At 40.9% G+C, this 21,263-nt stretch carries 18 protein-coding genes and 1 pseudogene; 4 read left to right on the top strand and 15 right to left on the bottom strand.

What is annotated here, in order from left to right; translation table 11 throughout:
- Positions 1-53 precede the first annotated feature (53 nt).
- The gene (locus ACH59B_RS03385; RefSeq protein ID WP_031462820.1) at positions 54-848 is read right to left on the bottom strand and encodes a Nif3-like dinuclear metal center hexameric protein; all 795 of its coding nucleotides are present in this window, start codon (positions 846-848) and stop codon (positions 54-56) included.
- Positions 849-974: 126 nt separating this feature from the next.
- The gene (locus tag ACH59B_RS03380; protein WP_404303916.1) at positions 975-1,538 is read right to left on the bottom strand and encodes a hypothetical protein; all 564 of its coding nucleotides are present in this window, start codon (positions 1,536-1,538) and stop codon (positions 975-977) included.
- 495 nt (positions 1,539-2,033) lie between these two features.
- Between ACH59B_RS03380 and ACH59B_RS03375 the strand changes: the two genes are divergently transcribed.
- Entirely contained in the window at positions 2,034-3,017 is a 984-nt protein-coding gene (locus ACH59B_RS03375; protein ID WP_404303321.1) for a glycoside hydrolase family 5 protein, read from the top strand.
- Between the two features lie 157 nt (positions 3,018-3,174).
- On the opposite strand, the gene ACH59B_RS03370 is transcribed toward ACH59B_RS03375, so the two are convergent.
- Both ACH59B_RS03370 and ACH59B_RS03365 read right to left on the bottom strand, forming a co-directional pair.
- Entirely contained in the window at positions 3,175-5,532 is a 2,358-nt protein-coding gene (locus tag ACH59B_RS03370) for a beta-galactosidase (protein WP_404303319.1), read from the bottom strand.
- Between the two features lie 78 nt (positions 5,533-5,610).
- A complete protein-coding gene (locus ACH59B_RS03365; RefSeq protein WP_404303317.1) occupies positions 5,611-6,897 on the bottom strand; it encodes a cellulase-like family protein in 1,287 nt (428 codons plus the stop codon).
- Between the two features lie 249 nt (positions 6,898-7,146).
- Between ACH59B_RS03365 and ACH59B_RS03360 the strand changes: the two genes are divergently transcribed.
- Entirely contained in the window at positions 7,147-8,028 is an 882-nt protein-coding gene (locus tag ACH59B_RS03360) for a helix-turn-helix domain-containing protein (RefSeq protein ID WP_025363947.1), read from the top strand.
- Positions 8,029-8,112: 84 nt separating this feature from the next.
- Positions 8,113-9,087, top strand: coding sequence for a bile acid:sodium symporter family protein (locus tag ACH59B_RS03355; protein ID WP_404303315.1), 975 nt, complete (start codon positions 8,113-8,115; stop codon positions 9,085-9,087).
- A gap of 69 nt (positions 9,088-9,156) precedes the next feature.
- Here ACH59B_RS03355 and ACH59B_RS03350 read toward each other — a convergent pair whose 3' ends face one another.
- The 4 genes from ACH59B_RS03350 to ACH59B_RS03335 all read right to left on the bottom strand — a co-directional run bounded on the left by ACH59B_RS03350 (position 9,157) and on the right by ACH59B_RS03335 (position 13,011).
- Positions 9,157-9,585: a MarR family winged helix-turn-helix transcriptional regulator gene (locus ACH59B_RS03350; RefSeq protein WP_025363945.1), complete on the bottom strand. Its 429-nt coding sequence runs from the start codon at positions 9,583-9,585 to the stop codon at positions 9,157-9,159.
- Positions 9,586-9,716: 131 nt separating this feature from the next.
- Positions 9,717-10,451 (bottom strand): SDR family NAD(P)-dependent oxidoreductase, encoded by a 735-nt coding sequence (locus tag ACH59B_RS03345; protein WP_016819566.1) that lies wholly within the window; start codon positions 10,449-10,451, stop codon positions 9,717-9,719.
- A gap of 385 nt (positions 10,452-10,836) precedes the next feature.
- The gene (locus tag ACH59B_RS03340) at positions 10,837-11,346 is read right to left on the bottom strand and encodes a hypothetical protein (RefSeq protein WP_019686059.1); all 510 of its coding nucleotides are present in this window, start codon (positions 11,344-11,346) and stop codon (positions 10,837-10,839) included.
- Between the two features lie 654 nt (positions 11,347-12,000).
- On the bottom strand, positions 12,001-13,011 hold the full coding sequence (locus tag ACH59B_RS03335; RefSeq protein WP_257126639.1) for a zinc-binding dehydrogenase: 1,011 nt from the start codon (positions 13,009-13,011) through the stop codon (positions 12,001-12,003).
- A 253-nt stretch (positions 13,012-13,264) separates the two neighbouring features.
- On the opposite strand from ACH59B_RS03335, the gene ACH59B_RS03330 reads away from it, so the two are divergent.
- Entirely contained in the window at positions 13,265-13,699 is a 435-nt protein-coding gene (locus tag ACH59B_RS03330; RefSeq protein WP_113050819.1) for a MerR family transcriptional regulator, read from the top strand.
- A gap of 39 nt (positions 13,700-13,738) precedes the next feature.
- Here the strand turns inward: ACH59B_RS03330 and ACH59B_RS03325 are convergent.
- The 7 genes and pseudogenes from ACH59B_RS03325 to ACH59B_RS03295 all read right to left on the bottom strand — a co-directional run bounded on the left by ACH59B_RS03325 (position 13,739) and on the right by ACH59B_RS03295 (position 20,920).
- Positions 13,739-14,236 (bottom strand): annotated as a pseudogene (locus tag ACH59B_RS03325) (aldo/keto reductase).
- Between the two features lie 87 nt (positions 14,237-14,323).
- On the bottom strand, positions 14,324-15,304 hold the full coding sequence (locus ACH59B_RS03320; RefSeq protein WP_404303312.1) for an aldo/keto reductase: 981 nt from the start codon (positions 15,302-15,304) through the stop codon (positions 14,324-14,326).
- A 409-nt stretch (positions 15,305-15,713) separates the two neighbouring features.
- Positions 15,714-16,970 carry a nucleoside permease gene (locus ACH59B_RS03315; protein WP_016819560.1) on the bottom strand — a complete coding sequence of 419 codons (1,257 nt, stop codon included), beginning with the start codon at positions 16,968-16,970 and terminating at the stop codon, positions 15,714-15,716.
- Between the two features lie 329 nt (positions 16,971-17,299).
- Positions 17,300-18,490, bottom strand: a complete 1,191-nt coding sequence (gene deoB / locus ACH59B_RS03310) for a phosphopentomutase (RefSeq protein ID WP_404303310.1) — start codon at positions 18,488-18,490, stop codon at positions 17,300-17,302.
- A gap of 154 nt (positions 18,491-18,644) precedes the next feature.
- Positions 18,645-19,106 (bottom strand): nucleoside deaminase, encoded by a 462-nt coding sequence (locus ACH59B_RS03305; protein WP_016819558.1) that lies wholly within the window; start codon positions 19,104-19,106, stop codon positions 18,645-18,647.
- A 46-nt stretch (positions 19,107-19,152) separates the two neighbouring features.
- Positions 19,153-20,064 carry a DMT family transporter gene (locus tag ACH59B_RS03300; protein ID WP_016819557.1) on the bottom strand — a complete coding sequence of 304 codons (912 nt, stop codon included), beginning with the start codon at positions 20,062-20,064 and terminating at the stop codon, positions 19,153-19,155.
- Positions 20,065-20,101: 37 nt separating this feature from the next.
- On the bottom strand, positions 20,102-20,920 hold the full coding sequence (locus tag ACH59B_RS03295) for a purine-nucleoside phosphorylase (RefSeq protein ID WP_016819556.1): 819 nt from the start codon (positions 20,918-20,920) through the stop codon (positions 20,102-20,104).
- Positions 20,921-21,263 lie beyond the last annotated feature (343 nt).

Here is a 21,263-nt window from a genome sequence, read left to right as displayed (position 1 = left end):
GAACGGATATAAACAACAGTGCGGGATGATCATCAGCATAGGTATGTTCTCTCTTACAATATTTCAAACACAGGGCGATCCTCAACAAAGTAGACGGGGAGCGTTGGAAATTGGACGGAAAGTGTTTCAGCAAGATACTTCATACCAGGTGCTTCACTTTCAGCATGTCCCAGCATGATAAGTGCTTTATTTTGCCCTTGATAGACAGCGTCTTTCACATATTCCGGTGTTTCCCATTCGGGCCCTTCACCAGCAATGATCAGGTCTACATTTTCATGTAGAAATAATGGTATGGCTAGTTCACCACCTCCCCTATATCCGACTAAGATTCCCACTCGTTCACACGGCATGGATACCTCGCCAGCAACTCGTACATAACGAATATGAAGTTTGGCTTTTATATATTCAGCGATCTCTTTAACTTCCATAGCTGGAATAGCCAAAATGGCGGAAGCAGGCTGCTGTTTTACAACGTAGGCGTGCCAGTCAAGCGCCTGAAGAAGTCCAACCATCACTCCATCCGGCTGATAACGGTGTATGGTGTCATGAAAACGATAAATCCCTACGCCTGAGTCGGCGACCAGGCGAGATTTGTGCAAATAGACAGGATCATGTAGTAAACATTCCTGGATACCGTGATGGCTATAATACATACCTTCATGCGTAATAATAAAATTCGCGCCAAGCGAAATAGCTTGTTCTATCACATATTGCGATGCACAGAAAGCGGTTACAATTCCTTGAATCTCAATATCCCTGAGCTCTGGGTTAAGCAGATCTACGGTCGTATTGGGTATGTCTATTCCCTTTGTCAGATGATTCACCATCTGCCCCATAGTCATGGTCATACACGTATCCCTCCCCATGAAAAATATGTATCAATTGTACCATTTTATTCTATTATGGGGTCTATTATTTCTAGCAAAATAGCCAGCTCCAAGTGAGCCAGCTGTTTTACGAATGCATCTATTTTTTTATTTCAGAACTCCCAAAATGGAGTCAATTCGTTCTTTTGCTCCTTGCCAAGATGCCATGACCGGGAACTCATATTGCTCTCTTGCCTTCATATTCCATGGATGAGGAATACAAAGCACTTGCTTCCCCTCCTGCAGTGCAGGCACTAAATTATGAGGACCATCATCAATCAGGAGATCATAGTTAATCAGATTCTTTCGTTTGCATGGGAAAAAGTTCTCAATCGGAATGAATGGCATATGTCTTTGAAGCCAATTCCATTTCTCCACGACGGTTTTTGGTTCTGCCGCTGTCACAATAATGACATCAAAAGCATTGTAAAGCTTCTCCATTTCTTCTACGACATACTCGTCATACAGTTCAAGTTCCTCAAACAAACCCGGTCGTCCATAAAATACATCATGTGTGCTTTTGGGATGACGTAGATGATCGGTGTTCCAATCTAACATTTCTTCATAACGAAGCGGATGAGTGGGAAATTCACTATTGTTATGGTATATAGCCCGTTTGACGAGATGACAGATCGTATCGTCCATATCGACTGCTATGATTGGTTTTCTCATCATCTTGCCCCTATCCATTCTGGTAAAAGTATTACGAGAATATCATACAATAATTTAATACCGGGGTGAAGCTGGGTATCGACTATATCATTGGTGCTCACATGACCCCTGATAACTTCCCAAACATATTGTTAGGTATTTTACATAAAACAAATCTATTATAATAAAAAGTTAGGTTTTATTTTATTATTTTTAGCTAACTCATCAATAAAAATCATCAAGAAAACATGTCATATTAGAGAGAATAATCATAATATAACCTTTGAAAATACTATTTTAATAAGAAATTTGTACATAAATATTCCGAAAACAAAAATAAACTAAAAAAATCAATTGAATAACAAATTCACAAATGATAGAATAACGAAAAATAACTTTTTCAAAAATGGAAGCGCTTTATATTGTGTTTAGCTTACTGCTATTTGCATACTTACATACCTACTCCACCTCTACATAGCAGGAAGTTGAATAATATATTTTAGGGAGGAAATAAAAGTGAAAGCATTGTTAAGAAAAGCATTATTGTCTGGACTCGCTGGTCTGCTTATCATGATTGGTTTGGGGGGATTCTTCTCCAAGGCGCAAGCTGCTTCAGGTTTCTATGTAAGCGGTACCAAATTGTATGACTCTACAGGCAAGCCGTTCGTTATGAGAGGCGTCAATCATGCTCACACTTGGTACAAAAACGATCTTTATACTGCCATCCCAGCCATTGCCAAGACAGGTACTAATACCGTTCGGATTGTCCTTTCTAACGGAACACAATACACCAAGGATGACATAAATTCCGTAAAAAATATTATCTCCCTAGTCACAAGTTATAAAATGATTCCTGTACTTGAGGTTCATGACGCTACGGGTAAAGACGACTATGCGTCTTTGGATGCGGCTGTGAATTACTGGATTAGCATAAAAGATGCCCTGATCGGCAAGGAAGATCGGGTTATCGTGAACATTGCGAACGAATGGTATGGCTCTTGGAATGGAGGCGGCTGGGCAGATGGGTATAAGCAAGCAATTCCCAAGCTGAGAAACGCAGGTATTAAAAATACGCTCATCGTCGATTGTGCTGGTTGGGGGCAATATCCTCAATCTATCAATGACTTCGGTAAGTCTGTATTTGCAGCTGATTCTTTGAAGAATACGGTATTCTCCATCCATATGTATGAGTTCGCTGGTAAAGATGTTCTAACTGTTCGAACCAATATTGATAACGTTCTGAATCAAGGACTCCCTCTGATTATTGGTGAATTTGGCGGTTACCACCAGGGTGCAGACGTCGACGAGACAGAAATCATGAGATACGGCCAATCCAAAGGCATAGGCTGGTTAGCTTGGTCCTGGTACGGTAATAGCTCCAACCTTTCTTATCTTGATCTTGTAACAGGACCTAACGGCAATCTGACCGATTGGGGCCGCACTGTGGTAGAAGGAACCAACGGTATCAAAGAAACATCGAAAAAAGCCGGTATCTACTAAAAAGACAATGAGAATATAAAAAGGCTCATGGATTGATTCGTGCAAAAGGGTGCATTGTTGCGCCATTTTAGAAAAAAGAATCAATCTATGAGCTATTCATTTTTAATACTTTGCACTAAAGTATTCGCTGAGCGCCTCTGCTCTTGCACTCCCTAATTTATACGGTGATTTGGATTTCATACACAGGCACAATACTGACCGTGCCAATGTCCGCAATTCGTTCCTCCGTTGTCTCTTTCCAGCCAGCCATGGTCGTATTGCTATTAAGAACCTTGCCCTTTCGAATTGGAGAAACATATACGTACATCCCTCGCTCGATAAGCCGATGTTCAAATGACTTCAAACCTATTTCCCAGGTCGTATGGTTGCAGAAGTTATCGTGAATCAGTTCACCATCAATAAATGCATAACCGATATCTCCCGTATAATCGATACGCAGCAGAGCCTCCTTGACCCCATCAAGGGCATTTGTTTCAAAATCAAGGACGAATTTATCATGATTCACCCTTTTCAGATTAAAGTGTATTTCCTTCTTAGGAACTCTGAACCGATACGTTGTAAATAATTCACTTTCTGTTGTTGCAAGCAACTCTCCACCGGATATGGATGTGATTGAGTCGTCAAAATCCGGGAATACACTCAGTGTTACAATCTCCTGATCTGTTGATTCCAGTTTCACCTCAGCTCCAGATACAAGTAAATTGGCACTTGTCAGGATAACTCTGTCTCGACCTTGCAGGTTGACCTTCCAAAACTCCAAGCTTTGTCCATCAGTCATCGTGTAAATGACAACTTTTTGGCCACTTTCAGATACCAGGCGAATGACACTCTCTTCCTCTTCAGCAACCTGAATGATCATATTCTCATCCAATTGCTCTATCGAACCTTTGTCGATTGTGGCACGGATGATATGTTTTGATTCCAATGCATACGTTCCTTTTATCCCGTCTGGTACAAAGAAAAAATAATATATTTCTCCATCCTCTTCTATCCTTGTTATCAGCTGGGCTGTTGCATATTTGAGCTTTATTCCATCCAAATTGAGGTTAAAAGGCAAAATAGCGAAGCTATCCCGTCCTAATGTCAGTTCACCTTGACTAGGGATTACAATCGTTTCCTCAGGCAGGTCAATGCTTACATTGAAATTGCACAGGTCGTAATTTTCAACATGGTCCTGAAAATTATTTAGAAACAGGTACCCCGCCCCGGCACTGGAGCGAATCGCATATCGTAAGGTATCCACATCATAAGGGTCCATTGGGGACGTGTCCTCTGGCAGAATAGTCTTCGTCAGAGAGAATTGCTTTTGAAACGTTGAAAGAAAATAATGCTGTAGCTTTGTTCTTCGGTATGACTCCCTTATTTGACCGAATTCTCCAATCATGGCATTGAAATCATAGGATATTTTAGGTGTAGCCATATCGTTTGTGAACGGGTTAACCTTACCTCGCGGATTGGAACCCCCATGATACATATAGTATCCGATCAGGTTACAGCCTTCTGCAACCTTCATGACAGTCATCGCTGGAACACTGCGATAGGGAAAGACAAACCGGTATTTATAAAACTGAACCATACCGCCACCCATTTCGCAGCAAGCGTACGGATAGTCTTCCGGGGCGTATAGGGGCTCAAAATTGTAGCTTTTCGGAATCTTGTTATTATGCTTGTCTCGGAAAATGTATTCCGGTGTCGCAGGATGCTCATCCTTCCCCTCCAACCGTCCCTCTTCATAATAGATCCACGGCCAGTAGGCATATCCGCCCCATAAGGGCAGCATATCAGGAACAGGCGTTGTCGCTCCTCCCCATCCTGTGCATGTATAGATCGGAGTATCAATACCCGCTTCCAGAGCTATTTCTTTAAGTTTTAACATATGCGAATTACCGTCACTCCCAGAGTTTAACCACATATCATTAATTCCTACAGTCAATCCCCACTGAGCAGAGGAATGATGATGCTCGTTTTCGATTTGGGTGCCGATGATCGGCCCACCCTCCTTATATAACAACCCTTGAACCTGAATACCGATTTCGTTATACATTCTTCTCGTATAAAACAAATATCCCTCATCATTAGAACGAACCTCAAATGGGCGGCCAAATAGCCAATCCGGTATACCGCCGTTTCGGATTTCGCCATGATTGAAGGGTCCGATTCGGATAATGACATAGAGCTGATGTTTGCCACATAACTCAATAAAATAGCGGAGGTTTTTGTTCGCACTCCAATTAAAAATACCTTCGACTTCTTCATGTAAATTCCAAAAAACATAAGTAGCAATGATATTGACGCCACCCATTTTTACTTTAATAATTTCGTCTTCCCAATAGCGTTCATCATAGCGTGCATAATGGAATTCACCACAAATCCCGAAAAAAAGCTCTCCATCCTTCTCCATAAAATAGTTGGTGAAGCCGATTTGTTCTCCCTTTGGATTGATGCCGCCAAGTCTGAGTTGGCCTTTCACAATATGCTTATGATCATCTTGGACCGTAATTCGATAGTTTCTCATAAAGTTCACTCCCCTCAATCGTTCATATTGAATGACACCAGCTATCTCAGAGACAATAGATTGTCTAGGAAGGAACCTCTAATCTGAATTTAGGATAAATTGGTTCCACTTGCACTGCCAGGCTATATCATTCCAGAACGGATGATGCGGAGCACAGTTGGAGCAGAGGGTCATTCCCCAGAACCCCAGTGCCATTCCTTTTCGCAACACATATTCGGCTATATATTTACCGACCGGACCTTCTTCAAATTGGGCATGCAGGGGCGTATAGCCTACATATCCTTCTCCTATGACAATTGGAATACCGGAACGACGGGTCCACTCATGAATCTCCTCCAATCGGGAGTCGGCCTTCTGCAACATGGCCATTTTATGATCTCCGTACCGATCGTACAAAAATAAATCCCATTGATCCGGATCTACCCAGTCGTGTAAATAAATAAGCCTCATGCCAACGGGATTGCCCTCCATCCGCCAATTTTGCTCTGGAGGCAGAGCCCATTCTGGAAATGGAGGGGCATCTTCCCTCAATAGGGATTGGACGAATGAATTGGGGAATGTCGCCAACTCATTATCAAGCCCTGCCGCTTCCATCAGCTCATTCAGCACCCCTTTAATATAAAGATGAAAATGGGCCACCTGCATATTGCGCGCGACGTAAGCTTTGGGGTAGGCTTCATTTAACGTATAGCTGGCTGTCATCATAATATCTGAATGGCTTTGGCGTAGATATTCAATCGCTTCTTCTACGTAGGGCTGCATTGCTTCAATAAGCGCTGGTATGTTTGTTTCCGATATGCCTTCAGACGTTCCGACAGCGTTTAACTGCCCAAACTCCACTTCGTTATGTAACTCTGTATAGATAATCTGATCCCTATAGCCTGCTGCTGTAACAAAACGAATCAACTGATCCATTGATTTTGCAATCGTCATGAATCTTTCCTTAGGTGGGATCGCAGCTAATTCATCTCTAAGCTCAGCATGGGCCAGGAAGGTCGGACTCTGCTGATATTCCCAAGAGGATAATATAATGTAACAATTATGAGCCTTTGCCTGTCTAAACAGTTCGAGCAAATGAGCATGCCCATCCAGCACTGCACCGCCGCGACAGTTATACCAGCGCGTACGCTGGCCCACTTTTCCAAGACTCGCAAACTCCAATGGACCTGGGCGTTTGCCATCCGCCGTAAACAACATGAAGGGCATAGCGCATATTCGGATCGTATTGTAGCCTCTTTCGACTGCTTCTTGAAAGCGAGCTGCCAGGTCGCTGTAGGGCTCCCCCTCCTGTGTCATGGTATACCAAGAGAAGTCCCACATCGTGATCGTCAATTTACGCGGTACATTTCTCATCAGATTACTCATGTGATTTCCCTCCCAGCCCCAGTCCATAGGGTTCAATGCTCCTTAATCTACAAGCCTTCCGCAGCCCTTCTACAGCCTGTTCACTCTGACCGGTTACCTTCATTTTCAATTCATCACTCCCTCATAATCGCTCTTATATCAAAGCTTACAAGTAAGCGGTATCACAGACAATTGACAATCCACTGTTTATGATGGACTATATACGTATTTCATCATTAGAGCCGCCTACGGCTGGGAGATAAATAGATTATGACTAAGAAAGCCGATGATTTTGAACGTAAAAAGGTATATGTCCTTCCTCCCTATATGCTGAGAAAATTAAAAATGAATCCGCTTACGAAAGATTTATATATTACGGATATAGGCTGCTTTAGCCATGCCCGTCATCATTTTCGTGAAAGAACAAATGGCTGCGACTCTCATATATTCATTTACTGTGCGAGTGGAAAGGGCTGGATACGAACCAAGGATAACCAAACCATTGTCCTGAAAGAGCGAAGCTTTGCGTACATTCCTAGGGACATGCCACATGCTTATGGGGCTGACGATGAAGATCCATGGACAATTTACTGGTTTCATCTTAAAGGGGATCAAATGGATGATTTTATGGATTTGTTTGAGCCGTTTAAAATGTATATTTCGCTGGCTGCCAGTGATGAAATCAAACTGCTGGAGCTATTTCATCAGTGTTGCGCCCTTTTACTGAACAAATCATACTCCATGATACATTTAGTTCAAGTGTCGCAAACCATCCGCTATCTGCTGAGTTTTGTTGTATCCGTTGCAGCTCGCAAGGAAGACAGCACGTACCAGAGCCATGTCGATAAGGCCATACGTTATATGGGCGAACAATTGGAATCCACCGTTTCGCTTGATGAGCTTAGCCAGCATGTTCAGGTATCCAAACAGCATTTAAACCTAATATTCAAGCAATCAACCGGGTATTCCCCTGTCGATTACTATTTAAGAATGAAAATTCAAAGAGCCAGTCAGCTTTTGGATTTAACGAATGCTTCTATTAAAGAAATTAGCATACAACTCGGTTTTAGGGACCCTTATTACTTCTCCAGGCTATTCAAAAAAATAATGGGCTGCTCTCCTCTGGCGTACCGAAATAATTTAAAGGGCTGATCCATAGATGATCTTCCCCCTACACGGATCATTTACGGATCAAGGGGCAAGGTCTATACTTAAGTACAAAAAAGGAAGTTTTGTATGCTCCTAACGTTAAATCGTAGACTCAATTCAGCTATGCCGCTAATCACACCCATCAGCATTCTAATCGGCGTCCTGATCGGTACGCCGTTGTCCCAATATACTGAGCTTTCTCCCTGGCTATTTGCCTTCATGACCTTCGCGGGCAGCATCAGCATGGGGTTCAAGGATTTTATCCATATAATCAAGCATCCGGGTCCGCTGATCGCCTGTCTGTTTATTCTTCACCTAGCCATGCCGCTTCTCGCCATGCTGATTGGGCATCTGGCTTTCAGTGACGATCCTTATACGATTACTGGACTGATTCTTGGTGCAGCTATCCCTACTGGCATTTCCAGCTTCGTCTGGGTTAATATCTACAAAGGCAATACAGCCCTTACATTGGCGATCATTCTAATCGATACAATTTTGGCCCCGTTCGCTGTGCCCGGCATTATGTCCCTGCTGATCGGAGCGAATGTCCAGCTCGACACCTGGGCAATGATGCAAAGCCTGTTCTGGATGATTGTCGTTCCTTCATTAATTGGCATGGTGCTGAACGAATGGACCAAAGGAAAGATTAAGCAGGTATGGGGGCCTCGGCTGGGCCCGTTCTCCAAGCTAGCTATGGCTCTGGTCGTCATGATTAACGGATCTGTCATCGCACCTTACCTGGTTGACTTTAATCTCAAGCTTGTCGGAGTATGTCTCTCCATCATTATCCTTGCCTCCACTGGATATGCGATTGGTTACCTCATATCATGGCTGATGCGGTGGAATAATGCAGACCGAACGGCGCTGGTCTTCAACGGCGGCATGCGCAATATTAGCGCGGGGGCTGTGCTAGCCATCACCTATTTCCCGGCTCCCGTAGCACTGCCCGTTGTACTCGGAATGATTTTTCAGCAATCCACAGCATCTCTGGTCGGATTTCTGCTGAGCCGCCGCGACCGCGCCAACGCTAAGAATAAGCGCAGTACGCTCTCTGCTTCCTAAAGTCGGAGCGGTTACAATCATTAATAAAAAGAAGCCGCCAACATGGCGGCTTTTTTATGATTACCTGTATCAATCCTCACTCATGACCTTATTTAGTTTTTCATAAACAGACAACAAGGCCTCTCTTTCTTCTTCAGTTAGGTTTTCAAATAGTTCTCTTCTAAGCTGTCGTCCGTCTTCCTGCGCTTTATTTAGCATTCCGACACCAGCGTCAGTTATTTGCAGGTACACAATCCGCCGGTCCTCCTCATCCGCCACTCGTACAGCCAACTCCTTTTTTACAAGCTTTCCAGATAGATGGGTTAATGTCGGAGGAGTTAGCCCCAATAACCTGGCCAGATCAGAAGGGCGGCACTTTCCGTAACTATTTAAGTACGAAAGAATAAGGATATGTGATACCCCTAGATTCTCATTAAACATTTTATTCCACTTAATTAATAGGTTATTGGTAACCTGGTCCATAGCATGAATCAGCGTAAATATATTTTGTTCTTTCATTAATACTCTTTAACCTGCTTTCTCAAATGAAGTAATAGCCCCCTATATTGTATAGGGGGCTTGTATAAAAGTCATTCTTTACTGAAAGAAGGTCAGGCATAATCCATTTCCCAGTAAAGTGAATTCTAATTTTATTGGGCAGAAAAACCGCCATCAATAACAAGCTCCGATCCCGTAATGTATGAAGACTCGTCCGAAGCCAAAAACAAAGCAGCGTTAGCTACATCATCAGGTCGACCAAGTCGCTGCAATGGAGTCGCTTGAATTAAGTGGGTAAGCATTTCTTTAGATGTGCTAAGGGCTTCAGTCATTGGTGTCTCAATAATGCCCGGAAAAAGCGTATTTACACGGACCCCAAACCGGCCGAACGTTGTTGCCGCAGCCTTCGACAAAGCACGTACAGCACCTTTTGAAGCGGAATAATGATTAAATCCCTGACCGATTTGAGCGGTGTAAGAAGAAATATTAATAATAGCGCCGCTCTTTTGGGCAGCCATATACGGGGCTACATGCTTAATACCTGCAAACGGTCCATACCCGTTAATCGACATTAATTTATGCCAGTCATTTAGGTCGATATCCTGATATCCTTTCTCAGAAGTTATTCCTGCATTGTTAACCAAAATGTCAATTTTACCGAATTTATTGTTCACTTCTGCGGAAAGAGCCTTCCAATCCTCGTCAGAAGAAACATCCAGTTTCATTCCGTACACATTCGTTTTATTACTAGCCCGTTCAAGAGCTTGATCATTGATGTCTGCAGCAATAACTACAGCTCCCTCCTCACTGAAGAGGTCGACCATCCGTTCTCCTATCCCTGATCCTCCGCCTGTGATAATAGCAATTTTACCTGCCAGTCTATTCATGTTGATATCTCCTTTTATCATTATCAATTTACTCAAATCTTATTTATTCAGATATTTTAATTAGATATCTAAATATTAGATATCTAAATTATATTCCTTTTATACTCAACATACAACTGCTGCTTTATCCCAGCCATATGGTTAGTTGCTATGTAGAAAGGAGTAATATTATCGCTCTCGAATAATAAAAAGCACCGGAGATTTCTCCGGTGCTCAGAGTATCGAGAAACTTTCTCGACAGCTTTTTTTATGTGTTTATATTCTTGTGTTCAGTGATCTTTTCAATTATATTATTTTGATTTTAAAACACTGTCCAATATTAGGAATCTAAAATATTATTTCTGAGTAGAGCGAAGCTTAGGCTTATATACTTAATTTTTTCCGATTAGAAGTTTGTTTTTTTCCAGTCAGTCTCACATTTTTTTTCGTATGTTATAAAACCTTCAGTCGAAAACCTTTTCTCAAGCGCCCTACTAGCCTCATATTTACTACAATCCTTTTCCACATAAATTTCATCTTGTGAAAATAATATAAATATAGAACTAGATACATCGTTATTCGCCAAATAGAAACCCAATAATTCGTTGTATTGAGTACTAAAAAACAAACCTATATATTCTACTCTGAGTTTAATATTCTCTTTAGATTCAATCAATCCTTCATAACTTGCAAATAAATTAAAATCATCCAAATCGTAAATTCTATTCACTGAGATTAACGGATTCATGCCTCTTATATATAAGCCTATAACATTACCATCACCTTTCTCAAGGAAAAGGACATGGTCTAATCTCTCATTATCATCCTCATCATGTAAATAGATAATATTTGAGATTTCTTTTTGCTCGAAAAAATAATCAAACTTTTTTGTAAACGATATTATATAGTTATTCATAGTCGTCCTCACTCTCTAGTCAAATCTAATTCTGATTTTAACTTACTTGATAAACGATCTCCTTTTTTATTTAAGAAAGTCAATATCTCGTTTGTTTGTCGATTAACTAAAACAACTGCATCCCCCTTAACAAAAGCGTCTACAGACTCGATTGTTTCCACTACTAGATTAGGAAAGTTACGTATTTTCCCCCATGTCGCTTCTACACTCTCATTGGCAGAGTTTTTTTTATTTCATTGAACACAATTCCGCTTAGTCTCATCCAGGTCTTTCATAAAAGAAAGGGACTTTCCCTATACGGCTCATACTCTTTTTAGAGCAAAACATGTGCTTTGTTTAGAAGTCGTTGAGGACGCGGCTTATTATAGTACCAAAACCGCGTTTTTTTGAGGTAGCAGCTAAAACAGCACAGGATCGATTACAATGTTATCCTGATAGTCATGTTCAAATCATTAAGTCCACTGAAGCTTACAATATTGTGGCTCAAGGAGCCGGTTGTATGGTGTTGGATTATTTCTTGTCCACGCCTGAGATGAGAACTTGAATCATCAAACAAAAAAGACGAGCCTATCGACTCATCTTTGGAAGTGACTGCTTATTTACGTACGACGTCATAGCCCTTATTCTTCAGCAATTGGTGACTCCATGCTCTCGTTAATCTTGTGGAATGGTCAAAACGATTTTCCCGAAATTTTCTCCCTTTTCCATTCTGAACAGTGCCTCGGTCACTTCCTCCAGCGGATAAATCTCGTCCAAAACAGGATCAATCTTGTGTTTTTCTATGAGTTTGACCATATCAGCAAAATCTTGCTGGCTTCCCATCGTTGAGCCTAACACCGAGATTTCTTTCACATACATATTGGGTAGAAGCAGATTCGGAATCGGACCTCTCGTCGCCCCGAAGCTGACGATTCGACTTCCGATTTTGCCAAGTGACAGCAGTTTATTGAACACCTCGCCGCCAATACTGTCGACGGATAGATCAATGCCACCAGTTAGTTTCTCCAATTTCTCCACCCAATCATCTGCTGTGTAGTTGACACCTCCGGTTGCACCCAATGTTTTTGCTTTTTCGATCTTTTCTTCTTTGCTGGATGTCACGTAAACCTCAGCTCCGAGTGCGGCTGCAAACTGAACGAGATAGGTAGCTACACCTCCACCAACGCCGGGGATCAGAACGGTTTCGCCTTTCTTTACCTTGCCTTTCGTCACGAGAGCACGGTAGGCGGTCAAACCGGCGAGCGGGAGCGCTGCTGCTGCTTCCCAAGATAAATGGGACGGCTTTGAATAGACACTTTCCGCTGGTACCTTTACATATTGGGCATACGTTCCGTTAGTAGGAACGCCGAGAATTGTGAATTCAGCCCTTTTTTTGTTCATATCGTTGCCCCAGTTCAAACCTGGATTGATGATCACTTCATCACCGATTGAGACATCACAAATCTCATCTCCAACCGCAACAATTTCCCCTGCGCCGTCAGAGCCGGGAATAGCAGGTACCTTGGTCCCCGGATATCGGCCTTGTATGACTAGCAAATCCCGGCGATTAAGAGCTGCTGCTTTTAATCGCACGACAACCTCTTTCGAACCAGGTATAGGCGTTTCTACATCTTCCAGCTTCAGTTGGTTGAGTCCGCCAAATTCTCTTAACATCATTGCTTTCATATAATTTTACTCATCCCTTTTACCCTCGGCTTTTGTCATTCGTTTTTAAATATCCAATCATCTTAGCCCCACACAATTAAAATCATACAACCTTCGAGTAACACGAAGTCAACAATGTTAAAAAGTTTTGTTCTGTATTCGGAATTTACAATTATCGAAGCTTAAAGTATTATTTAAACCATCACCTTCGAGTAACACGAAGGAAATAATAATTTAAATAGCTTCATTCAACATGAAATTGGGGAGGGGTAACATGTATACTGTGAAAGAAGTTGCAGAACTACTTGACTTAACTGTACACACCATTCGCTTCTATACAGATAAAGGATTAGTTCCAGGTTTACAGCGTGATAAAAACAATAACCGTATTTTTAATGACGATTCCATACACTGGCTTACAGGTGCAAAAAACTTAAAAAAGTGTGGTATGTCCGTCGAAGACATCAAAAAATATGTAGACCTATGTTTGGAAGGCGATGCAACCATTGAGGAACGCTATGAAATAATACGCAAGCAAAAAGAAGCGGTTCTAGCTCAACTAGAAGAAGTAAAATTTATGGCAGAATTTATTACCAACAAAGAAGAGCACTACCGTGACATTATAAATCAAGTAATCTCGGATGATACCAATCCTGCCTATTGGTCAAAAGAAACGCCGATCACATCCTGCCCATTGAAGACTTGTTAGGAGGTTTTTGCGTCGACTTTTTGTAATAGAATGATAGCATCAAATCTCAAATCGGGTCGTACCAAGCGCTTTTACGATTTCCGGATCATTGTGTGAGAAGAAGCTGCTTTGTTTCATATCTAATGCAGCAATTGTCTCCATATCCTCTATGCTTAAATCAAAGTCAAAGATATTGAAGTTTTCAATAATTCTTTATGGACGGACTTTGGAACTACGACGACTTCTCTTTGTGTTAACCAGCGTAAAATCACCTGAGCCACGGATTTTTGATACTTTTCAGCCAGTGACACCAACACTCCATTATGGAACATATTAGACTCAATCTGTACATTGTATTCCTTCATAAGTGTGGCACCTTTAGATAGCTCTGCCAACTGCTTCTTCGTTTTGATAAGCCGCAGCGGTATCGATTAGACGATAGCCTGCCATAAGAGCGTCATAAACGCTTTGTTCGCATTCATTCGCATCTTTAATCTGATATACCCCAAAACCAATGATAGGCATTTCAACACCATTGTTCAGTATTACTTTTTGCATATAAACCTCCCGGAAAGTAGTTTTTCATCATTTCTATCAGGTATTTAAATTTTGCTATCCGAAACAGCAATTTTCGGCCTATATCAGTTAATTAAAACCAACAATAGAGTGCGGCACATACGGCTCTTCCAGGAATGCTACTTCTTCCGTTGTTAATTTCACAGTAAGTGTAGCTACAGCCTCTTTAAGATGAGATATTTTTGTAGCGCCGATAATAGGAGCAGTTACCGGTGCTTTTTGCAACAACCAGGCAAGTGCAATTTGTACGCGGGGAACACCATGTTTTTCTGCAATGTTTGCAACCCTCTCCACAATCCATCGGTCGGCATTTGCTGTTGCATCATATTTTGATTTTTGAATATCATCGGTTTCAGATCGATAGGTTGTTTCCTCCGGCTCACGGGTCAATCTTCCCGATGCAAGCGGGCTGTATGGAATTACACCGATTTTTTCTTCCCTGCACAATGGAAGCATTTCTCTCTCCTCTTCACGGTAAATGAGATTCAAGTGATTCTGCATGGATACAAACCGAGTCCATCCATTTTTCTCGGCAACATGCAATGCTTTCTGAAATTGCCAAGCATACATAGCGGATGCCCCAATGTATCTGGCCTTTCCTGCCTTCACTACATCGTGCAAGGCTTCCATCGTTTCCTCAATAGGCGTATTGTGATCCCAACGGTGAATTTGATACAGGTCTACATAATCAGTACCTAGCCGTTTCAGACTTTTATCGATCTCGCTCATGATTGCCTTGCGAGAAAGACCGGCGCCATTAGGTCCTTGATGCATACGTCCATGAACTTTCGTTGCGATTACAATTTCATCCCGGCTGGCATAATCCTTGAGCGCGCGTCCCAAAATTTCTTCGCTTGTCCCAAGAGAGTATACATTAGCCGTATCAAAAAAATTGATGCCAAGCTCAAGCGCTTTTTTAATAACCGGGCGACTACTCTCTTCATCAAGTACCCATTGGTGAACCCAACGTTTCGCATCGCCGAACCCCATACAGCCGAGACAAATCCGTGATACATCCAAGCCGGTATTTCCAAGCTTCACAAATTCCATGGAATTGACCTCGCTTTACAATAAAATGGTGTTTTAATGAGTGTAGTATGTTGTTTATAAGTAGTAGCCTACCATCTTCGTGTAACTCGAAGTCAATACATTTGAGTCAGTTTCTTTAAAATTTTTGTCAGCAGGACTTATATGTATACAATGGCATGATGCAACCCAACGGCTTAATATGTTTGAACATACGGTGTGCTTTTATACAGATGGCGAGCCCCTCACTGTTCATAACAGATAAAGGCTCGCCATCTCACCAAGCTTTTCTTTTATTGTTGTAAAAATATCTTGCGCTGATCTGAAGCCAATTTCACTTCATTCGATCTTTTGCTTCCTTTAAATATGAAATAAAGAGCTAAAATCATAAACAGCAATGCAGAAAAACATTAACCTTCTTTTATTCTTGATTTCAATGGCCTGTAGATACATCTTTCATAGCATTTCGATCATGTTTATATTTGAAGCTTACAGCAAAAATAATTGCAAGTACGAGTGTATATGCTCCAAAGGTTAACCAAATACTTTGCCAATCTTTCACACCATCTACCGTGAAATAGTCTACTACCTTTCCACTTGCGATGGCGCCTACATACGCTCCGATTCCATCAACCATGGCTAAAAATAAGCCTTGCGCACTTGCGCGAATACGAGGATCGACTTCTTTTTCTACAAAAATGGCTCCAGAGACGTTAAAGAAATCAAATGCACAGCCGTACACAATCATGGATAACAGAAGGAAAGTGAATCCCAAACCAGATGGGTTACCATATGCGAAAAATAAAAAGCGTAATGTCCAAGCCACCATACTAATGAGCATAACCTTTTTAATTCCAAAGTTACGTAAAAAGAATGGGATGGCAAGGATAAAACACACCTCAGCAATCTGTGATACTGATAATAAAATAGATGGATACTGTACGACCAGGCTATCTTTAAATTCAGGATTCAGTCCAAAATCATGCAAAAACGGATTACCAAATGTATTGGTTATTTGCAAGGCAACACCTAGAAGTGTTGAGAAAAGAAAGAATATAACCATTCTTTTCTGTTTGAACAGTACAAACGCATCCAAGCCTAAAAGACTAATCCATGACTTTTCTCTCTTCTCGTTAGAGGTTGGGCAATCAGGCAGCGTAAGTGAGTATAGGGCTAGCAAGAGCGAGATACTCGCAGCTATATATAACTGGATGTTGCTTAACTCAAATCCGCTAAGACTAACTACCCACATGGCAATAATGAACCCGATTGTTCCAAAAACGCGAATTGGTGGGAAATCCTTTACTGTATCCAATCCCGCTTTCTCAAGCGCAACGTATGATATAACATTTGTCAAAGCACTTGTTGGCATGTAAACCAACGAATTGAAAAATATCACCCAAAACATAGTCATTGGATCTGAAATGTGTGCTGCTATAAATAAAGAAATCGCACCTAGAACATGGAATATTCCATATAATCTATTGGCTTTAATCCAACGATCCGCAATAATGCCTGCAAGACTAGGCATGATGATCGCGGCTAATCCTTTTGAGCTATAAACAATTCCAACTTGTGCGCCCGTAAAATGTAATGTATTGATCATATACGAGCCTAGCGTAACAAGCCATGATCCCCAAATGAAAAACTGAAAGAAATTCATTATTCTAAGCCGTGTTTTCATTGCCATTTTTCCTGTCCCCTTTTGAGCTTGAATATTCAAGTTGTTGTGTTACTACTCTTCCGTCGATTCTTCTGTCGGACACACTTGGAAAGGCTTACATTTTGTTATTCATAGTGTAATAGGTAAAGTCATTAAAGTAAAGAACTAAATATATATTTTATAAAAAGTAATGAATTATTCATAATAAATGACTTATAATATACATATTCATTTTATACTTTTTACATAAAATAATAAAAGTTTGTTTTTTTCCAAACCAAAATGACCTCCGGAGAAGCGGAAGTTATTTGGTTTAATTCGTTTAATCCAAGTGCTGGATTAGCACGCTACAACGTTTATCTTTTTATCATTAATTCATGCATAAAACTGGTACCGTGGTCTGGCAGTTTGACCCCAAAGTTGTCAGCAACGGATGCTCCAATGTCTGCAAACGTTTTGCGAAGAGGCAGCTCTCGACCTTCCATAAACGCTTTGGAGTAGATGAGTAGCGGCACATATTCACGTGTATGATCGGTTCCGTGATGAACCGGGTCATTTCCGTGGTCCGCAGTCAATATAAGCAAATCCTTCTCGGTAAGCTTTTCTAACAGTTCTGGCAACCGAGCATCAAATTCCTCCAGTGCATTGCCATACCCTTGCGGATCTCGGCGGTGACCAAAAAGGGCATCAAAGTCAACCAGGTTTAAAAAAGACAAGCCCGTAAAATCCTTTTGTGCAACTTGAATAAACTTGTCCATTCCATCCATGTTGGATACCGTTCGGATCGCCTCAGTAACGCCTTCCCCATCATAAATATCTGAAATTTTCCCTACAGCGATTACATCCAGATCAGCATCCTTTAATTCATTCATGACCGTCCGGGAAAAAGGCTTCAGTGCATAGTCATGCCGGTTAGCCGTTCGTTTAAACTGTCCCGGCTCTCCTACAAACGGCCTAGCTATGACTCGGCCAACCATATAATCATTGTTTTTAGTCATTTCACGCGCAATCTCACAAATACGATATAATTCATCCAATGGTACAATCTCTTCGTGAGCAGCAATTTGCAGAACGGAATCCGCTGATGTATACACAATCAAAGCCCCCGTTTTCATATGCTCCTCCCCAAGCTCATCTAATATTTCAGTGCCGCTGGCAGGTTTATTTCCGATGATTTTTCTCCCTGATTTTATTTCAAGTTCTTCAATCAAAGCGGCAGGGAAACCATTCGGGAACACTTGAAAGGGGACATCTATAAGTAACCCCATGATCTCCCAATGCCCTGTCATCGTATCCTTCCCTTTAGAGGCTTCCTGCATTTTGGTCCAAAAAGCCATTGGATGATCGGCCTTAGGTACTCCTTGAATTTCTTTAATGTTGGACAATCCAAGTGCAGCCATGTTAGGCATATACAGTCCATTCATTTTTTCTGCGATATGCCCCAACGTATCAGCCCCCTCATCTCCAAAAGCCGCAGCATCCGGTGCTTCTCCAATACCGACTGAATCTAGGACAATTAAATGAATTCGTTGAAATCGTTTATTCATATATCAATCTCTCCTCTCAACACGCACCTTTGTTTTATCTGAAGCATTATTTTTTAGATTTCAAGCAGTAAAACGATACATAAAAGAGGACAGCTTCACTATCCAGTGAAGTTGCCCAATGAATTCATAGATTCTCATATTTTTAAAAAGTTATTTAATGAGAAAATTTGTATCCATCAAATACTTTTAAACCTTCTTCGTTGAGTACTTGTTCAACCAGTTCAGGTTTTTGAGGGCTTTTCTCAAACACTTCGTTGCAAGCAATCATGATGTTGCTCCCAGCGATTTCAGCTAACTGATCATGTGATACGCTGTATACTATTTTGCCCAGATTAGACCACACCATGGCGCCCGAACACATAACGCAAGGTTCACAACTTGTATACAAAGTGTATTCGCTCAAATCAAATACATTGTTTTCAGAACAAAATTTCCGGATTAAACCAATTTCTGCATGATGTGTTGGATCACAAAACGTATTAATTTTATTTTCCCCAACCATTACGACTTCTTCCCCTTTGACCAAAATTGCACCAAAGGGCTCATTTCCTTCATTTCGGGATTGTAGAGCAATCTCAATTGCCTTTTTCATAAAGAGTTCATCTTTGTTCTTCATTCTATATGCCTCCCTAATCTATGATTATTATCCATCTAAGGACGTTTCAAATGGTTAAGATGTCCTTTTTACTTTTTTTCAGTAATTTTGGTAATGATATTCCAATTAAGATAAGAACGATCCCTACATATTGTGGAACACCAATGTGCTCATTCAGGACAAAGACAGACATTAATAAGGCTGTTGGAAGCTCCATTGCACCTAATATTGATGCTATTCCTGATCCCACTAACGGAACACCTTTAGAGAAAAGCAGTGTGGAGAGGAAGGGACCGACAAAAGCTAAAACAAACCCGTATTGTACAGCCAGTTGTAATAAAAGCTTTCCGTCTGTTAAAAACGTTGGAGGTAAAATGATCGAACAAACGATGAGGCCTCCGGTAGTCATGAAAGCTGTCTTCATCATCGGATTTGCTTGAACGGCGACCCTACCACTAACGATCATAAAAATAGAATAAGATAATGCTGCAAGCAGACCATACAAAAAGCCAAGCCAATGAACGGCTGAAATTCCAGTTGAATAAATATTAGTTGCGCTTATCGTTCCGATAAGTAAAGGAATGATGGATAGTAGCTTTCCTTTTTCAGGAATTCTTCTATTGAAAATTGCCTCTAGCAACACACCGATCCATGTAAACTGAAAAAGGAGTACAATTGCCAAAGAAGCTGAAATATATTGAAGTGAGAGATAATAAAACATTCCTGTAAGCCCCGTTGTAGCCCCTACGGTAACTAATAATATTATTTCCCTTTTACCTGGCGTTACAAACTTCTTCTGTTTTGTACTCTTCGTGCCTTTAGTAACAAGCACTCCGCCCCATAATAATATCGATCCTAAGAGGAGCTGTATTCCAACAACATCATTCACGATATAACCATCTTTATAGGCTAATTTCACAAAAGTCGATAATAAACCATAACAAATTGCACCTAATATGACATATATATACCCTTTCATAACCTCGCCTTTTTCTTCATCGGATTTTATATAATTACTAAACCTTCTCTACAATTCCCTTAACTAAAGCAATGAAATTCTCTCTTACCAAGGCCGCTACCTCAATTACTTCGTCATGACTTAGAGGCTGATCTAGAATTCCACAAGCCATGTTGGTTAAACAGGAGATTCCAAGAACCTTCATATTCGCGTGAACAGCTACGATGGCTTCTGGTACGGTTGACATTCCAACAGCATCTGCGCCTAATGTACGAATCATGCGAATTTCAGCTGGGGTTTCATAAGCTGGACCACTCCACCAGGAATATACGCCTTCGCGTAAAGTTGTATTTTGTGCTTTTGCAACTTCCGTAGCAATTTGTCGCAATTCAGCATTGTACACTTGAGAAAGATCAGGAAAACGAGTACCCAGATCGTTATTATTCGGTCCAATCAATGGATTCGTACCTACCAAATTGAGGTGATCCGTAATCAACATTAACTCACCCGGTTTAAAGTCTTTATTAACGGCGCCGCAAGCATTGGTGATGAGCAAGTTTTCTACACCCAGGGCCTTCATCAAACGCACCGGAAAAGTCACTTCATCCAAAGAAAAGCCTTCATAGTAATGAAAACGTCCTTTCATTGCCAATACAGTTTTTCCCTTTAGCTCCCCAATAACTAATTCGTTCGCATGACCTAACGCTTCAGATTTTGCAAAGTGAGGAATTTCGCTGTAAGGTATTGTGAAAGGGTTTTCAATTTCGTCAGCCAATGTCCCTAATCCGGACCCCAAAATCATTCCGATCGTCGGACGATATGATGTTTTACTCATGATAAAGTCTCTGGTTTCCAAAATATCTTGCATTTTATGCATATTTAATTCCTCCTAAAATAGTTTGCTGTAAGCTATCTGTATCAATCACTTCAAATTGCTGCTCCAACAGCTTTCATTGATTAGTGTAATAGCTTAACTACCTTTTGTAAATAACTATTTATAATTTATATAAAAAGACTAACTAAATGTTAAATAATTCGTCATTATCTCCAGTTCTTTTTATACTAATTATCAAAAGTTAATTCATGTTTTCTTCATTAGCTCAACGTGTATCTAAAACATCCAAAATTGTACAGATTTAATAATCAGAGTAGATATATCATCAAAAAAGCCCGATAATAATTGTAACTATATATTTATGTCTGAAAACAACATCTTGTAT

Source organism: Paenibacillus sp. DP01, from assembly GCF_044784315.1.
Lineage (GTDB): Bacteria > Bacillota > Bacilli > Paenibacillales > Paenibacillaceae > Paenibacillus > Paenibacillus polymyxa.
The sequence above is the reverse complement of the archived record's forward strand: the minus strand, read 5'-3'. Positions and strand labels throughout refer to the sequence as shown.

Coding starts and splice junctions, on each gene's coding strand:
- ACH59B_RS03295 (WP_016819556.1), bottom strand. CDS start 20,920: ATGCATAAAATGCAAGATATTTTGGAAACCAGAGACTTTATCATGAGT.
- ACH59B_RS03355 (WP_404303315.1), top strand. CDS start 8,113: ATGCTCCTAACGTTAAATCGTAGACTCAATTCAGCTATGCCGCTAATC.
- ACH59B_RS03305 (WP_016819558.1), bottom strand. CDS start 19,106: ATGAAGAACAAAGATGAACTCTTTATGAAAAAGGCAATTGAGATTGCT.
- ACH59B_RS03300 (WP_016819557.1), bottom strand. CDS start 20,064: ATGAAAGGGTATATATATGTCATATTAGGTGCAATTTGTTATGGTTTA.
- ACH59B_RS03330 (WP_113050819.1), top strand. CDS start 13,265: ATGTATACTGTGAAAGAAGTTGCAGAACTACTTGACTTAACTGTACAC.
- ACH59B_RS03360 (WP_025363947.1), top strand. CDS start 7,147: ATGACTAAGAAAGCCGATGATTTTGAACGTAAAAAGGTATATGTCCTT.
- ACH59B_RS03380 (WP_404303916.1), bottom strand. CDS start 1,538: ATGAGAAAACCAATCATAGCAGTCGATATGGACGATACGATCTGTCAT.
- ACH59B_RS03315 (WP_016819560.1), bottom strand. CDS start 16,970: ATGGCAATGAAAACACGGCTTAGAATAATGAATTTCTTTCAGTTTTTC.
- ACH59B_RS03345 (WP_016819566.1), bottom strand. CDS start 10,451: ATGAATAGACTGGCAGGTAAAATTGCTATTATCACAGGCGGAGGATCA.
- ACH59B_RS03365 (WP_404303317.1), bottom strand. CDS start 6,897: ATGAGTAATCTGATGAGAAATGTACCGCGTAAATTGACGATCACGATG.
- ACH59B_RS03385 (WP_031462820.1), bottom strand. CDS start 848: ATGACCATGACTATGGGGCAGATGGTGAATCATCTGACAAAGGGAATA.
- deoB (WP_404303310.1), bottom strand. CDS start 18,490: ATGAATAAACGATTTCAACGAATTCATTTAATTGTCCTAGATTCAGTC.
- ACH59B_RS03350 (WP_025363945.1), bottom strand. CDS start 9,585: ATGAAAGAACAAAATATATTTACGCTGATTCATGCTATGGACCAGGTT.
- ACH59B_RS03335 (WP_257126639.1), bottom strand. CDS start 13,011: ATGAAAGCAATGATGTTAAGAGAATTTGGCGGACTCAACCAACTGAAG.
- ACH59B_RS03340 (WP_019686059.1), bottom strand. CDS start 11,346: ATGAATAACTATATAATATCGTTTACAAAAAAGTTTGATTATTTTTTC.
- ACH59B_RS03370 (WP_404303319.1), bottom strand. CDS start 5,532: ATGAGAAACTATCGAATTACGGTCCAAGATGATCATAAGCATATTGTG.
- ACH59B_RS03320 (WP_404303312.1), bottom strand. CDS start 15,304: ATGGAATTTGTGAAGCTTGGAAATACCGGCTTGGATGTATCACGGATT.